Origin of the sequence: Streptomyces olivaceoviridis (assembly GCF_014650115.1) — a bacterium.
Lineage (GTDB): Bacteria > Actinomycetota > Actinomycetes > Streptomycetales > Streptomycetaceae > Streptomyces > Streptomyces olivaceoviridis.
Window position 1 is genome coordinate 42,076 of sequence record NZ_BMUI01000008.1, and the last position, 15,302, is coordinate 57,377.

The following is a 15,302-nucleotide window of genomic DNA, read 5'->3' on the forward strand; positions in this document are numbered from 1 at the left end:
GTTCCGGGGGCTGTTGGGGCTGAAAGGGCCCCCGGACACGCGGATGCCCCGCACGGGGCGGGGCATCCGGTGGTGCCGGTGTGGTCCGGTGTCCGTCAGTGGCGGACGCTCGGCGTGTTGGCGGCGGTGACGTTGACCGCGGCCCACGACTTGTCCACGGTCTTGTACTCGGTGCTGTTCGCGCCGTACAGGTCCTTGGCCGCCTTCAGCGTCGCGGTGCGCGCCTGGTGGAAGTCGGTCGTGGAGACCATGTACCGGGTCAGCGCGCGGTAGTAGATGGCCGTCGCCTTGGTGCGGCCGATGCCCTTGACCGCGATGTTGTGGTACGTCGGCGAGTTGTAGTTGACGCCGTTGATCGTCTTCTTGCCGCTGCCCTCGGCAAGGAGGTAGTAGGCGTGCGAGGAGACACCCGAACCGGCGTGCACCTCGGTGTAGTAGGTGTCCGCCGACCAGTAGTCGATCGTGCCTTCGAGCTTGTCGAGGGACGGGTGGTCCAGGCGGCGCAGGAACTTCTGCGCGAGGCCCAGCTTCTCGCCGACCAGGTAGTCCGGCGTGTCCTTCGTGTTCTTGGCGTAGAACTCGACGTTCGAGCCGAAGATGTCCGCGAGCGACTCGTTCAGCGAGCCCGGCTCGCCGTACTGGTTGCCGTCGGAGTCGACGAAGGTCGGCTGGAGGTTGGCGGTCGCCTCCACCACGCCGTGGGTCAGTTCGTGACCCGTGACGTCGAGCACGACGAGCGGCTTCTTGAACATCTGGCCGTCGCCGTCGCCGTACAGCATGCAGTTGCAGGTGGGGTCCCAGAAGGCGTTGGCGACCTGCTTGCCCCAGTGGACCATCGCCTGCGCGGGCTTGCTGTTGTTGGCGATGCCCTTGCGCTGGAACGTGGACTTGTAGAAGTCCAGCGTCTTGGTGATGCCGTACTGCGCGTCCGCGGCGGCGCTGACCCGGCTGGTGGTCGCGCCGTTGCCCCACACGTTGGTGGTGTTGGTGAGCTTCGTACCGGCGCTGAACTTCTCCGTGTACGAGCCCTTGGCGTCCCGTGTCTCGGTGCCGTACCGGTTCGGGTCCTTGAGCTGGTAGTGGCCGCGCGACGTCTGCGTGGTGGTCAGGCCGACGGTGCCCACGAAGAGGGTCTTGCCGGTGCCCTTGGCGGCCGACGGGTAGGCGGCGGCGCCGGCGCCGCGGGAGCCGACCAGGCCGGAGACGGCGGCGCCGGAGCCGGTGCCGGTGGCCGGGTCGAGGGTCTCGCCGCGCTCGCGCAGGGCGTCGAGCAGCTTCGGCGACAGGAACTCGTCCCTGGTCGGGGTGTTGCTGCGCACCTTGCCGGTGACCGCGTCCACGACGACCGTGCGGGCGCTGTCCTTGCCGGTGACGGTGACCTGGTAGGCGAGCGCGGAGGCACCGTCGCGGGCGTCGACGACGAGCTGCGCGCCGCCGGCGTCGCCCTTCGCGGCCTGGGCGGCCTTGGCGGCGGCCTGGCTTGCGGTCAGCTCGGCCTTGGCGGCGGCCGGCTTGACGGCGTGGTCGGCGGCGCGGGTGACGCCCGTGTAGCCGAGCCGGCGGTCGAGGTGGACGACGAGGTCGCCACCGAGCACCGGCAGGTCGTTGTGGGTGCGCACGAAACGGACGTGCCGGGCACCCTCGGGGTCGATCATGACGTCCTGCGCGTGCAGGTCGTCACCCTGGGAGACACCGGTCGCCGAGGCGTGCGCGAAGGCCGCGGTGCGCGCCGCCTCCACCACCGCCGTGGCGCTCGGGGCGGCGGAGGCGGCGGACCGCTCCACCCCCGTGGAAGGAGCCGCGAAGGCCGTACCGGCCAGGCCCGTGGCAGCGGTCGTCACCGCGACGGCGACAGCCACGGTGCGTATGTGCGGTCTACGCAATCTGATCAGGGTTCCTCCGTTCGAAGGCGGCCGGTCTGCCCAACCGCCTTGGGACGCGGCGCGGTTGGGCGCCACGGGGGCCGGTCCGGCCCCGAGGGGCAACCCTTGCGGATCAGTCATGGGCACGTAAAGCCGGAATGATCCATTTCGCGAACTTCTATGGCAATCCTTTACGAACGGCAGCCGCAGAGTGATCGCGAGATGACCAACTGTGTGTCGGCTGTGGAGACGCGGTCGCGATCCCCTAGGTTCCCAGGCGGACCGAAATCGCAGCGGAAACCGACCGATGGGAGTGGTTGAGGGATGGTCTCGGCAACGGTGGGGCGGGGAGCGGTCCTCGGAGCGGTCGCGCTGTCGCTGCTCGCGGTCCCGGCGCGGGCCGCTACGGCAGGCCCGGACACGCCGGTGCGGGCGGCGCTGCCGGCACCCGACACCGCCGGACTGGCCGCTGTACTGCGGTCGGCGGTGGCGCAGGGCGCGCCGGGGGCGTTGGCCCGGATCGACGACCGGGGCAGGACGTACCGGGTCACCCAGGGCGTCGCCGACCGCGCCACCCGGCGGGCCATCAGCACCGACGACCGCTTCCGGATCGGCAGCGTCACCAAGACCTTCTCGGCCGTCGTACTGCTCCAGCTCGTGGACGAACACCGGCTCTCGCTCGACGCGCCGGTCAACCGCTACCTGCCGAACCTGCTGCCGGACGACCGGATCACGGTCCGCCATGTGCTCAGCCACCGCAGCGGGCTGTACGACTACACCGACGACATGTTCGCGAGCAGTGTCTCCGGCTTCGAGGCGGTCCGGAAGAAGGTCTTCACCTACCGGCAGTTGGTCGCCCTCTCCCTGAAGAAGCCCCGCACCAACGCGCCGGGCGCCGCGTACGCGTACTCCAACACCAACTTCGTCGTCGCCGGGCTGCTCATCGAGAAGCTCACCGGGCGGTCCGTGAGGACGGCGTACCAGGACCGCGTCATCGGGCCGCTGAAGCTGAAGGACACGTTCTACGTCCATCCGGACACCGCGATCCCGGGCCGGTACGCCCGCGGGTACCTGACGCCGGACACGGCGGGCGCCCCGCTGGTCGACGCGACCGCGCAGACCGTGTCCTGGGCGCAGAGCGCCGGGGCGATCATCTCCAGCGCGCGGGACCTCGACGTCTTCTACAGCGCGCTGCTCAAGGGGAAGCTGATGTCCGCCGCGCGGCTCGCCGAGATGGAGCGGTTCACCAAGGTGAACAGCACGACGGCGTACGGGCTCGGGCTGCGGCGGCGGGACCTGTCCTGCGGGGTGTCGGTGTACGGGCACACGGGGGCGGTGCAGGGGTACTACACGTATGCGTTCAGCACGAAGGACGGGGGGCGGAGCCTGACGGCCGTGGCCAACACGTCGAACAACGGGAAGGTGCTGGAGACGTTGGCGGGTGCCCTGGAATCGGCGTTCTGCGGCAAGCCGGCGCCCCGCCACCGCGCGACGGTGCCGTCCGCCCGGACGCTCCGGTCGTGACGTCCGGAGCGCTCGGGAGATCCGGAGCGTCCGGAGTGTCCGGAGTGTCCGGGCGGACGGCGGTTCCCGGGGTCAGCCGCTCACTGCCGCTGCCACAGCGCGGGGGTGTTCGGCGGCTCCCAGCCCTGCTGGGCCTGGTGGGTCTGCAGACAGCGGTAGGCGGCGCCGCCGTAGGTGACCGTGACGCCCGCCTGGTAGACGGTGCCGGCCGACCAGGTGCCGCCCGGGTCGCCCGGATCACCGGGATCGCCCGGGTCACCGGGACCGGTCGCGGTCGTCTTCAACGTCAGGCCGTACGACTGGAGGATCGGGTTGACCGGCTGGAAGTACGTCGTGCCGCCGCTCGTGCAGTTGCCCGTGCCGCCCGAGGTGACGCCCTGCGCCTGGCTGCCGGAGATGAACGAGCCGCCCGAGTCGCCCGGTTCGGCGCACACCGAGGTGCGGGTGACCCCGGTGACCGTGCCCTCCTGGTAGGTGACGCTGCTGTTCAGCTGCTGCACCGTCCCGCAGTGCCAGCCCGTTGTCGAGCCGGAACGGCACACGGAGGAGCCCACCGTGGCCTGGGTGGAACCGGTGACCTGCGCACTGGAACCGTTGACGTACGGCGTCGCCGTCCAGCCGGCGTTCGCGGCCACCCACGCCATGTCGTTGCCGGGGAAGACGGACGCCTGGAAGGTGCCCTGCGCGACCCGGTTGGAGCCGGTGGTGGCACTGCCGGCCCGGCCGCAGTGGCCGGCCGTGGCGAAGCCCTGCTGCGTGCCGCGGGTCACCGGGAAGCCGATCGAGCAGCGGCTGCTGTTGTCGATGTAGTACGCGTCGCCGCCGCGCAGGTCGTAGAGCGGACGGGGGTGCTCGGCGGACTTCACGACGCGGACGAGGGAGGCGTCGACGTGGGCCGCCGCCAGCAGGGGGCGTGCGGCGTCCGTGCGTACCGCCCGCACCACCAGCGTGTTGGTCGGGACGTCGACGTACCAGACCGGGGTGTCGGTGGTGGCGCGCCGGGCGGCGACCCGGTCCAGGCGTGCCTTGGCCGCGTCGAGCGCGGCCAAGGAGTGGTCCACCACGCGCGCGGCGGCGCCCTGGGCCCGGATCGCCGGCACGTCGGCCGGGTCCGTGGTGGCGACGGTCAGCGTGTCCGACTCCGCGCCGCGCACCCAGGCGCCCGCGTAGTGCGCGCCCAGTGCGGCCCGCAGCCGGCCTGAGGCGGCGCCCGCCTCCGCCTCGTTGCCCAGGCGGCGTTCGGCCTGCTGCCGGTTCAGGCCCAGATCCCGTTGCAGCGCCCGCAGGAGGGCGGGCGGGGCCGCGTCGGTGCGGAGCGTCTCGGCCGCAGTGGGCGCGGCCGGGAGGCCGGACGGCCGGGCGCTCGCGGAGCCGCTGAGCCCGGCCACGAGCAGGGCACCCGCCGCCACGGCGGCGGCGCACGCGGCTCTGAGGTGTCGTTGGAGCATGGGGAGGTCTCCTCGGATTCGGTGGAGTGCCGGAAACCGTACGGAGCACCCGCCCGTTCCCGTAAGACGTCAACCGACCCCCTGCCCCGGTGTTATGGCAGCCGCGCGTCCCGCCGCGTGCCGTCAGGACGCCCGCGCCCGGTGCGGCGGTGCGCCGTGGCCGCCGGTTCCCCGCGGTGGGCGAGCCAGCGGGCGTAGCCGTCGCTGCGTGCCGCCGCGTCCTCGTGTGCCTTGCGGCTCTGCGCGAGCACCGTGGCCGCGGTGCCCGGTCGCTGGCCGGCCGGACACCAGCCCAGCAGGTGCCGCCACACCAGCGGGGTGCCGGCGAGCGGACGGGTGGTGAGGCCGGGCGTCGACGGGAAGGTGGCCCGGCACAGGCCCACCGCCCGGCCGACCTGCACCAGGTGGACGCAGGACGCGGTGTCCGTCTCGTACATGCGGCGGGGGGTGAAGCCGGCCCGGGCGCAGGCCGCGGTGAAGCAGTCGCCGAAACAGCCGTCGCCCGGGACGCACGCCCACTCCTCGTCCGCGAGCGCGGCCAGGTCGATCTCCCGCCCCCCGGCGAGCGGATGGGTGTCGGCGAGCATGACGAAGACCGGGTCGACGGCGATCTCCTCCCAGACCAGGTGCGTGCCGTCGGGCGGGGGCGCGGATCCACAGGTACCGGCCAGGGCGAAGTCCAGGCGCCCTTCGGCGAGCAGACCGGCCAGTTCCCGTTCCGACCAGGAGGCGCGGGTGGTCAGGCTGGTGCCGGGGGCGGCGTCGGCGAGCCGGTCCACCAGCGCGCCGAGCAGCGGCCCGTGGGTGCCGCCGAGCCGCAGCCGCTCCCCCTCCCGGCGCCCGCGGGCGAACTCGGCCGCCTCCTGCTGCAGTTCGCTGACCGCGGGGAGCACGATGCGGGTGCGTTCCAGGACCAGTTCGCCGAGCGCGGTGGCCCGCACCCCGTTCCGCCCCCGTTCGAACAGGGTGCCGCCCAGGGTCCGCTCGATGCGCCTGAGCTGCGCGCTGAGTGCGGGCTGCGCGAGCCCGAGCACCGTCGCCGCCCTGGTCAGACTGCCGGCCTCCGCGATGGTCCGAAGGGTCCTGAGATGCCGCAACTCCAACTCCATGAGGGGAGCTTGCGACGCCGTGGGGCACGGGGCAAGAGGTTGGTACAGACCATAGTGCGGTAGGTGATCCCTGCCCGTGAGAAGCGGCGAGCGCTCCGGCTCGCCTGGAGGAGGGGAGCACCAGCCATGCGCGGCACCACCGTCCCACCGGGAACCCCCGGTCTGCCGACCACTGCCGGGGACGTGCCCCTGCACCGGCTGGAGGTGGCCGGGCCCGGGGACCCGCCGTTCGCCGCGGGCTCCTTCGAGGCGGTGGGGCCGATGTCCCGGTGGGGCCGTCCGCACCGGCACACGTTCTACGAGATCATCCACGTCAGCTCCGGTTCCGGCACGCACGTCGTCGACCTGGCCCGGTGGCCGGTCCGGCCGCCGCGCCTGGCCGTGGTCCTGCCCGGGCAGGTGCACCACTGGGAAGGCGGCCGGGGCCCGGAGGGGACGCTGGCGCTGTTCACCGACGACTTCCTGGTCGACCACCCCGGCGACCGCGCGGTGCTGCGGCGGCTCGGGGAGCGGGGCTGGTTCGCGCTGGACGCCGAACACGACCGGTCCGTGGGGCGGTTGATGGCCGAACTCGTCGCGGAGCACCGGCAGCGCGCCCCGGGTCACGAGAGCGTCCTGCGCTCGCTGCTGCACGTGCTCGTCGTACGCGCCGCCCGGCTGCCACGGCACGCCGGGGACGACCGCGACGCGCGGGTGCTGGGCCGGCCGGCCGCCGTGTCCGAGGAGTTCACGCGGCTCATCGCGCGCCCGGAGGCGGCCGGGTGGACGGTGCGGGAGTGCGCGAGCCGGCTCGGCGTGACACCCGGCTACCTCACCCAGGCGGTACGGGCCGCCACCGGCCGTCCGCCGGGACGGCTGCTCATCGAGGCCCGGGTGTACCAGGCGCAGCAACTGCTCGCCCACACCCGGCTGTCGGTCCGGCAGGTCGCCGCCCGCACCGGGTTCACCGATCCGGCCTACTTCAGCCGGTTCTTCCGGCGGGAGACCGGCAGCAGCCCCGGCGACTTCCGAAAACACCACAGCCACCGCGACCAGTCCCTCGAAGTGCCGCCCGCGCGCGCCTAGTTTCGTTCCGCATCCGACCCCCCACGAGGAGGAGACATGGACGGAGCAGGCAGGGACGGCGCCGGGGCGCAGGAGGAGCCGAGGTCCGGGCGGCTCGTCCACCGCAAGACGGTGCTGCGCGCGGCACTCGCCGCCACCGCCGCGGTGCCCGTCGCCCTGATCGGCGGTCCGGCGCTCGCCCGCACGTTCGCCGCGGGCGGCACGGCGCCGGGGCTCACCCCGTCGTGCGACGACGGCGACGACCCCACTCCGGAGCAGATCGAGGGCCCCTATTTCAAGCCGAACTCACCGGAGCGCACGAGTCTGCTGGAGCCGGGTCTGCCGGGCACCCGGCTCACCGTGACCGGCTTCGTCTTCGGCCGGGCCTGCCTCCCCTTGTCCGGCGTCCTGCTGGACTTCTGGCAGGCCGACACCAACGGCGCGTACGACAACACCGGTTTCCGGCTGCGCGGCCACCAGTTCACCGACTCCCGCGGCTCCTTCGCGCTGACCACGATCGTGCCGGGCCTGTATCCGGGCCGGACCCGCCACCTCCACGTCAAGGTGCAGGCACCGCACCGTCCCGTCCTGACCACACAGCTGTACTTCCCGAACGAACCGCGCAACAACACCGACACCATCTTCGACCCCCGCCTGCTGATGACGGTGCGCGACGGGGGCGGTGGCCGGGAAGCGGCGTTCGACTTCGTCCTCGACGTCCCGCAGGACCCCGGCCCGGGTCCCGGCCCCTCCTCGCCGGAGAACACCTGGACGCCTGGGACCGCCTACCGGACGGGCGACTGGGTCACGTACGCGGCGCGCGCGTACGTCTGCCTCCAGCCGCACACGTCCCAGCCGGGCTGGGAACCCCCGGCGGTACCGGCGCTGTGGCAGGCCGCCTGACGGAGGAGGGGGCCGCCCGTGCCGGACGCCGAGCGCCGGCACGGGCGGACGGGCGACTGCCCCGGAAGGGCCGGTACGTTCCGCGATCTTGGCGGAATGCCACCTTCCGGGACACCATGCCCCGCATGAAGGGTGATCTCTTTTCCAGTCAGCACGTGGTGCAGCCGGCCGTGGAGCCGGGAATGTCCGTCGAGAACGCCAAGTGCCTCAAGTACGCGGTGAACGGCGAGATGTACGCCCGGCAGGGCGCGATGGTGGCCTACCGCGGCAGCCTCAAGTTCGAACGCAAGGGGCAGGGCGTCGGCGGCATGCTCAAGCGCGCGGTCACCGGTGAGGGGCTGCCCCTCATGGCGGTGCGCGGGCAGGGCGAGGCCTGGTTCGCGCACGAGGCGCAGAACTGCTTCATCGTGGAGGTGGAGGCCGGTGACCAGTTCACCGTCAACGGCCGCAACGTCCTGTGTTTCGACGCCTCGCTCTCGTACGAGATCAAGACGGTGAAGGGCTCCGGCATGGCCGGCGGCGGCCTGTTCAACAGCGTCTTCAGCGGGCAGGGCCGGCTCGGCCTGGTCTGCGACGGCAACCCGCTGGTCATACCGGTGTCGGCGCAGGCGCCGGTGTACGTCGACACGGACGCCGTGGTCGGCTGGACCGCGCACCTGGAGACCTCGCTGCACCGCTCGCAGTCCATCGGCTCGATGCTGCGCGGCGGTTCGGGCGAGGCCGTGCAGCTGATGCTCCAGGGTGAGGGCTTCGTCGTGGTGCGGCCGAGCGAGGTGACCCCCCAGAAGGACCAGCACTGAACCTTCACAGGTGATCCTGTAGGGCGGGCAACCCCCGTCGCCGTACCGGCGTCTTGATCATCGGCAGACCGAGCCCCGGCCCCTCGGGCCGGGGTGATTTTCCTGGATGCTATACACGCCATGTATACACTCCGTGTATAGAAGGGTACGCATGTACGGCAAGGCTTTCGCCCCGGAGTACCAGGGCACCCTGACCACCCTGTCCGTGAACTCCTCGCTGGTCGACGTGCTGGCCGCCGGCACCGAGCGGCTGCGCGAGGCCGAGCGCGCCGGACGCCCCGACGAGGCGGCGCGCTGCGGGCTCGCCGTCGCCGAGGCACACCGACGGCTCGGCCATGTGCGGGACGCCGACCGGGCCTGGAAGGCGAGTTACCGCGCCGCCCGGGAGGCCGGCGACACCGCCGCGATGGCCTGGGCGCTGTGGAGCGGGGGCACGCTCGCCCGGCAGCGCGGGGCCTTCCCGCTGGCCTGGCGGCTGCTGGGGCTCGCGGCCGAACTCGGCGAGCGCGGCGGGGACGTCGTCGTGCGCGGCTACTCGCTGGCCGGCCTCGCCGAGACCGGCCGCATCCAGGGCGACTACGCGGCGGTCGGCCGGCTGCACGAGCAGTTGCTGGCCGAGGCGCGCGAACGGGGTGAGGCCCGGCACACGGTGTGGGCCCTGGAGGGCATCGCCCAGATACACCGCAACACCGGGGACTACGACAGGGCCTACGCCCTGTTCGAGGAGGCGGCGGAGATAGCCGGCCGGGCCGACGACCGGCGTGGGCACGCCTGGGCGCTGCGCGGACTCGCGGACGTCCTCTCGGTGCGCGACGGCGCCACCGAGCGGGCGCTGGAGCTGCTGGCCGAGGCGGAGGCGACCTGCCGGGAGATGAACCTCTCCAGCGCGCTCGCCTACAACCACAAGATGCAGGGCAACGTCCTGTACCGCGCGGGCCGTCACGCCGAGGCCCGCGAGCGCTACGAGCTGGCGCTCACCGAGTTCCGGGCGATGAGCGAACCGCGCGGCGAGGCGCTGTCCCGGCTGGGCCTCGCCAAGTCCCTCGCCCGGCTCGGCCGCGACCGCGCCGAGACCGCCGCCGAACTCGCCGACCTGGCCCGGACACTGGAGCGCAGCGGGCTGCGGCACGCGCGGGAGATGGTGGCCCGGGCCCAGCGGGAGTTCGGCCTCGACGCGGAGGCGGTGCGATGACGGCGCCCGTCTCACCGGTGCGGGAGTCCGCCCGGGACGTCCTCGCCCGCTGTGGGGAACTGGTCCGGCCGGAACTGCGGAACGCGGTGGGGCGGCTGCACCCGTGGGTCGCCGAGATGGCCGCGTACTCCTTCGGCTGGTGCGAGGTCGGCGGGGCGCCCGTCACCGCGCCGGGCGGCAAGGGCGTACGGCAGGCACTGGCGGTCCTCGGGGCCGAGGCGGCGGGCGCCGACGGCCGGGCCGGGGTCCCGGCGGCGGTCGCGGTGGAGCTGGTGCACGCCTTCTCGCTGCTGCACGACGACATCATGGACGGCGACGCGACCCGGCGCCGCCGCCCCGCCGTCTGGCAGGCCTACGGCACGGGTCCCGCGGTGCTGGCCGGGGACGCCCTGTTCGCGCTGGCGGTCGACACCCTCGCCGCGGTGCCGGAGGGCGCCGGCGCGGTACGGCTGCTGTCGGCGGCCCTCGCCGAGCTGGTGCGCGGGCAGGCCGACGACCTGCTGTTCGCCACCCGGCCCTGGACCGGCCCGGACCGGGTGACGCCCGAGGAGTACCGGGCGATGGCGGAGGGCAAGACCGGCGCGCTGCTGGGCTGTGCCGCGGCGCTGGGCGCCACGCTCGGCGGGGCGCCCCGGGACACGGCCGACGCGCTCGACCGGGCCGGCCGCCACCTCGGGGTCGCCTTCCAGCTGGTGGACGACGTGCTCGGCATCTGGGGCGACCCGGCCGTCACCGGCAAGCCCGTGGGCGGTGATCTGCGGGAGCGGAAGAAGACGTTCCCGGTGCTGGCCGCGCTCGGCTCCCCGGCGGCCCGGCGGCTGCCCGCGCTGCTCGGTCCGGACGGGCACGCCGAGGAGGCCGCCGCGCTGATCGAGATGGCGGGGGGCCGTACGGCGGCCCTGGCCGAGGCCCGGACGCACACGGCCGCGGCACGGGAACTGCTCACCACCGCTCCCCTGGCCGCCGGGGCCGCCGAGCAGCTGACGGAGCTGCTGGAGTCCCTGGTGGGCCGCGCGCTGTAGCCATGATCCGGGACGCCGTTGACCTCCGGCCTCCTGGCGGGTGAAGGTGCGAGCGGCGCGGTCCCGACCCGCGCCGGAAGGGTGGAGCACCGTGATCGAGATCTCGGACATCGAAACCGCCGCCCGGCGGATCGCCGGGCACGTCGTCCGCACGCCGACGGTACCGAGCCCCGGCCTCGGCGCGCTGCTCGGCGTCCCCGTCACCGCCAAGCTCGAACTGCTCCAGCGCACCGGCTCGTTCAAGGCCCGCGGGGCCACGGCGAAGCTGCTGTCGCTGAGCGAGGCCGAGCGGGCGGCGGGCGTGGTCGCGGTGAGCGGCGGCAACCACGGGATCGCGCTCGCGGTGATGGCGGCGGCCCTCGATGTGAAGGCGACCGTGGTCATGCCGCGCACCGCGCCCGCGCGTTCCCTCGCCCTCGCCGAGGAGGCCGGGGCGGTGGTGCGGCTGACCGACGGCATGGACAGCGCCTTCGAGCTGGTGACGCGGCTGCGGGACGAGGGCCTGACCCTGGTCCATCCGTTCGACGACCCGGTCGTGATCGCCGGACAGGGCACCGTGGGTCTTGAGCTGGCCGAGGACGCCGGGGAGCTGACGGACGTCGTCGTCAGCGTGGGCGGCGGCGGTCTGATCGCCGGGGTCGCGGCGGCCCTGCGCGCCCGGCGGCCCGGGGTGCGCGTGTGGGGCGTGGAGACCGCGGGCGCGGAGGCGATGTCCGGCGCGCTGGAGGCCGGCGGTCCGGTGCCTGTGCCGCTGTCCTCCCTGGTCACCACCTTGAGCGCGCCCTCGGCGTCGCGGCTGACGTACGACCATGTGTCCGCGTTGGTCGAGGAGGTGCTGGTGGTCCCGGACCAGGAGGCGGTGCGGGGCTGTCTGGACCTCGCCGAGCACGCCAAGGTGTGGGCCGAGCCGGCCGCGGGCTGTCTGCTGCCGGCGGCCCGGCAGGTGGTGGAGCGGGTCGGCGACGGGGCACGGATCGGGCTCGTGGTGTGCGGGGGCAACACGACACCCCGGGAAATCACCGACTGGGCCGGCCGTTTCGGGCTGCTGTGACAGCGCCGCTGTGAGAACTCCGCCGTGAGTACTCCGCCTTGTGGACTCCACCTTGTGGACTCCGCCGTCAGGACTACGCCGGGGGAGCTTTTGGACGCGCCCCTGAACGCTCCCCCGCTCGCCCCGCGTACCTCTGGGAAGGACGAGGCAGGGGTTTCAGCGAGGGATGACCATGGTCAAGGCGCACGTCTCCGCACACGAGCTGGTCGACGGACGGTACCGGCTCCTGGAGGTCTTCGCCCGCGAGACGAACCGCCTGTGGTGGTACGCCGAGGACGTGGCGGCGGGGCAGCCCCGCCTGGTGGCGCGGACGGCCCTGCCGGGGCCCGTCGACCAGGACACCGCGCGGCACGTCACCGCCCGGGTCGTCCGTACGTCGGAGACGGTGCGGCTGCTGCGCCCCGGCCAGGTGGCGGCGGTCGTCGACGCCGTGGTGGAGGCGCACGCCCTGTGGACGGTCACCGAGTGGGTCGACGGCACGCCCCTGGGCGAACTCCTCGCCCAGGAGGGCTCGTTCCCCCCGGTGCGGGCGGCCCGGCTGGGCCTGGAGCTGCTGGACGTGCTCCAGGCCGCGCACGACGAAGGCGTCACGCACGGCGAGCTGAGCCCCGGCCAGGTCTTCGTGCGGGACGGCGGCCCGGTCGTCGTCACCGGGTTCGGGCTGGCGGGCGCGACGCTCGTGCCCCGGCTGACGGCACCGTCGTACGCCTCACCGGAGCAGGCCCGTGACGAGCGCATCGGCCCGGCCGCCGACCTGTGGGCGCTGGGCGCGCTGCTCTACACGATGGTCGAGGGCCGGCCGCCGTTCCGGGACCGCGGCCGGCCCGACGCCACGCTGAGGGCGGTGGACCGGCTGCCGCTGCGCACCCCGCTGCGCGCCGGGCCGCTCACCCAGGTCGTCCAGGGTCTGCTGCGCAAGAACGCGCGGGAGCGGCCGACCCGGCCGGTGGTCCGCGAGGCGCTGACCCGGGCGCTGCGCGAGGACACGGACGCGGAGCGGCGGCCGGGCCCGGAGCCCCGGCCGCGCGGCGCGTTCCGGGCCGTGCGCCACGCCGGACCGCTGCGCGGCGGACGGGTCCTGGCCGCCGGCACCGCGCTGGCCGTGGTCACCGTGGCCGCGGCGGCACTGGCCGCGTCCGGCGCACTGTCGTCCGGCACGGACACGGCGGGGGCGACGCCGCCCCGGGCCACCCCGTCCGGCCCCGCGGCCCGGCAACCGGGCGGCGGCACCGCACCCGCCTCGACACCCACCTCGGCCCCCTCCTCGAAGCCGGCTCCCGCCCTGCCGGCGGGTTACCGCCGGTACACCGCCCCGGAGGGCTTCTCGGTGGCGCTGCCCGACGGCTGGGAGCGGCTGACCACCTCCCGGGAGTCCGACCTGGCCTATCGCGTCACCTTCGGCCGGGGCGGCGGCTCGCCCGCGCTCGCGGTGACCTACAGCGAGCGCGTCGGCCCCGACCCGGTCGCCGTCTGGCGGGACGACGTCGAGCCCGGGTTGCGGAAGCTGCCCGGTTACGGCCGCGTCGGCGCGGTGCGGGCGACCACGTACCAGGGCCGCAGGGCCGCCGACCTGGAATGGCTGGCGGGGTCCGGGGCCGCGCGGGAGCGCACCTTCGGGCGGGGGTTCCTGCTGGGCGGGACGCGGGGCTTCTCGCTGCGCTTCACCACCCCGGCCGCGGCCTGGGACGACGCGGCGAACCGGCTGGCGCTGAAGACGTTCCTCGGGACCTTCCGCACGCCGGAGGAGCGACCCGGGCCCGTCGGCCGTTTTCCGGACGCCGACCCGGGGACTCGCCACCCATGGTGCGAATCGGATACACGATGATGACCGAGCAGGCAGGTCCCCGTGACCTGGTGGATCACGTGGTGCAGGCCGAGGAGGCGGGTTTCGACTTCTCGGTGATCTCCGACCACTACTTCCCGTGGCTGCGCTCGCAGGGGCACTCCTCGTACGCGTGGAGCGTGCTGGGCGCCGCCGCCCAGGCCACTTCGCGGATCCCGCTGATGACGTACGTGACCTGCCCCATCCTGCGCTACCACCCGGCGATCGTGGCGCAGAAGGCGGCGACCGTGCAGCTGCTGTCGGGCGGCAGGTTCCGGCTCGGCCTCGGCGCCGGCGAGAACCTGAACGAGCATGTCGTGGGCGGCGGCTGGCCCCCGGTCGACGTCCGCCACGAGATGCTCGAAGAGGCGGTGGAGATCATCCGGGCGCTGTTCGAGGGCGGCCATGTCACGCGGCACGGGCAGCACTACGACGTGGAGTCGGCCCGGCTGTGGGACCTGCCGGAGCAGGCGCCGCCGATCGGCATCGCCGTCTCCGGCGACCAGTCCTGCCGGCTGGCCGGGCACCTCGCCGACCTGGTGATCGCCACCGAGCCGAAGGCGGGCCTGCTGGAGGCGTTCGACCGGCACGGCGGCACCGGCAAGCCCCGGGTCGGCCAGCTGCCGGTGTGCTACGACCCGGACCGGGAGACGGCGATCAAACGCGCCCACTCCCAGTTCCGCTGGTTCGGACTGGGCTGGAAGGTGAACGCCGAACTGCCGCACCCGGACTCCTTCGAGGCCGCGACCCAGTTCGTGACCGAGGACGACGTCGCCTCCTCCATCCCGTGCGGTGACGACCCGGACGCGTTCGTGGAGGCCGTACGGCCCTACGCCGAGGCCGGGTTCGGGGAGGTCGCCCTGGTCCAGATCGGCGGTGACACGCAGCCCGAGTTCCTGGACTGGTCGGCGAAGACCCTGCTGCCGGCCCTGCGGGAGGCGTTCGCCTGACGCCGTACCGCCCCTGTGGCACGCCTCCCGTCCGCGGGATTCAGTCACACGGGTGAGCATTCCGGGCGCAGCGGGGGTACTAGAGGGCCCTACGCCGATCGTCCCGGAGGCCCCCGCGTGAACTCGTTCGTGCACAAGACCCTGGTGGTGCAGCTCCTCGCGCACGGCACCGGCCGGTGTCCGGTGCTGGCCCACCTCAGCTACGACGCCGACGACCCGTTCGCCGTCACGGCCGTGTTCGCCCACGACGGCCGGGTGCTGGCCTGCTGGCGGCTGGACCGGCAGATGCTCGCCGACGGACTGGCCGGGCCGGTCGGCATCGGTGACGTCCGGATGCGGCCGGAGGCCACCGGCCTGTGGCACGAGCTGCGCCTGGAGTTCCTCGGGGACGCCCGGCCGGACGGCGGCCGGCACCACGCTGTGGTGTTCGCCTGGGCGCCCGCCGTCGCCGCGTTCCTGCGCGAGACCTACCGGATCGTCCCACCGGGCCGGGAGCTCATGTCCGTGGACGAGCTGCTGGCGGAGATCCTCTCCGCGGCTGAGTAGCCGTACTCATGCCGGCGGCCCCGGCCGGG

13 protein-coding genes are annotated in these 15,302 nt (G+C 73.8%); 10 read left to right on the forward strand and 3 right to left on the reverse strand.

The annotated features are described in order from the left end of the window. Nucleotides 1-95: 95 nt before the first annotated feature. Nucleotides 96-1,859, reverse strand: a complete 1,764-nt coding sequence (locus IE273_RS17280; protein ID WP_229887264.1) for a M4 family metallopeptidase — start codon at nt 1,857-1,859, stop codon at nt 96-98. A 327-nt stretch (nt 1,860-2,186) separates the two neighbouring features. On the opposite strand from IE273_RS17280, the gene IE273_RS17285 reads away from it, so the two are divergent. Continuing rightward, nucleotides 2,187-3,386 (forward strand): serine hydrolase domain-containing protein, encoded by a 1,200-nt coding sequence (locus IE273_RS17285; RefSeq protein ID WP_189816077.1) that lies wholly within the window; start codon nt 2,187-2,189, stop codon nt 3,384-3,386. A gap of 80 nt (nt 3,387-3,466) precedes the next feature. On the opposite strand, the gene IE273_RS17290 is transcribed toward IE273_RS17285, so the two are convergent. Together IE273_RS17290 and IE273_RS17295 are read right to left on the reverse strand one after the other, a co-directional pair. Further along, nucleotides 3,467-4,834, reverse strand: a complete 1,368-nt coding sequence (locus IE273_RS17290) for an alpha-lytic protease prodomain-containing protein (protein WP_189816078.1) — start codon at nt 4,832-4,834, stop codon at nt 3,467-3,469. Between the two features lie 92 nt (nt 4,835-4,926). Next, the gene (locus tag IE273_RS17295) at nt 4,927-5,943 is read right to left on the reverse strand and encodes a LysR family transcriptional regulator (protein ID WP_229887265.1); all 1,017 of its coding nucleotides are present in this window, start codon (nt 5,941-5,943) and stop codon (nt 4,927-4,929) included. Nucleotides 5,944-6,069: 126 nt separating this feature from the next. Here IE273_RS17295 and IE273_RS17300 point away from each other — a divergent pair, with 126 nt between their 5' ends. The 9 genes from IE273_RS17300 (at nt 6,070) to IE273_RS17340 (ending at nt 15,273) form a co-directional block, all read left to right on the forward strand. Then, on the forward strand, nt 6,070-7,008 hold the full coding sequence (locus IE273_RS17300) for a helix-turn-helix domain-containing protein (RefSeq protein ID WP_189816079.1): 939 nt from the start codon (nt 6,070-6,072) through the stop codon (nt 7,006-7,008). A gap of 36 nt (nt 7,009-7,044) precedes the next feature. Next, the gene (locus IE273_RS17305) at nt 7,045-7,890 is read left to right on the forward strand and encodes a dioxygenase family protein (RefSeq protein WP_189816080.1); all 846 of its coding nucleotides are present in this window, start codon (nt 7,045-7,047) and stop codon (nt 7,888-7,890) included. A gap of 125 nt (nt 7,891-8,015) precedes the next feature. Continuing rightward, nucleotides 8,016-8,690, forward strand: a complete 675-nt coding sequence (locus tag IE273_RS17310; RefSeq protein ID WP_189816081.1) for an AIM24 family protein — start codon at nt 8,016-8,018, stop codon at nt 8,688-8,690. Between the two features lie 151 nt (nt 8,691-8,841). Beyond that, nucleotides 8,842-9,882, forward strand: coding sequence for a tetratricopeptide repeat protein (locus tag IE273_RS17315; protein ID WP_189816082.1), 1,041 nt, complete (start codon nt 8,842-8,844; stop codon nt 9,880-9,882). Then, nucleotides 9,879-10,904 carry a polyprenyl synthetase family protein gene (locus tag IE273_RS17320; RefSeq protein ID WP_189816083.1) on the forward strand — a complete coding sequence of 342 codons (1,026 nt, stop codon included), beginning with the start codon at nt 9,879-9,881 and terminating at the stop codon, nt 10,902-10,904. Before IE273_RS17315 ends, IE273_RS17320 begins: the two co-directional genes overlap by 4 nt. Nucleotides 10,905-10,995: 91 nt before the next feature. Continuing rightward, on the forward strand, nt 10,996-11,955 hold the full coding sequence (locus IE273_RS17325) for a threonine/serine dehydratase family protein (RefSeq protein WP_189816084.1): 960 nt from the start codon (nt 10,996-10,998) through the stop codon (nt 11,953-11,955). A 166-nt stretch (nt 11,956-12,121) separates the two neighbouring features. Continuing rightward, complete coding sequence (locus tag IE273_RS17330) at nt 12,122-13,780, forward strand: protein kinase domain-containing protein (protein WP_229887266.1); 1,659 nt, start codon at nt 12,122-12,124, stop codon at nt 13,778-13,780. After that, nucleotides 13,756-14,727, forward strand: coding sequence for an LLM class F420-dependent oxidoreductase (locus IE273_RS17335; RefSeq protein ID WP_189816085.1), 972 nt, complete (start codon nt 13,756-13,758; stop codon nt 14,725-14,727). The genes IE273_RS17330 and IE273_RS17335 overlap by 25 nt, the downstream gene beginning before the upstream one ends. 117 nt (nt 14,728-14,844) lie before the next feature. Further along, on the forward strand, nt 14,845-15,273 hold the full coding sequence (locus tag IE273_RS17340; protein ID WP_189816086.1) for an SsgA family sporulation/cell division regulator: 429 nt from the start codon (nt 14,845-14,847) through the stop codon (nt 15,271-15,273). Nucleotides 15,274-15,302 lie beyond the last annotated feature (29 nt).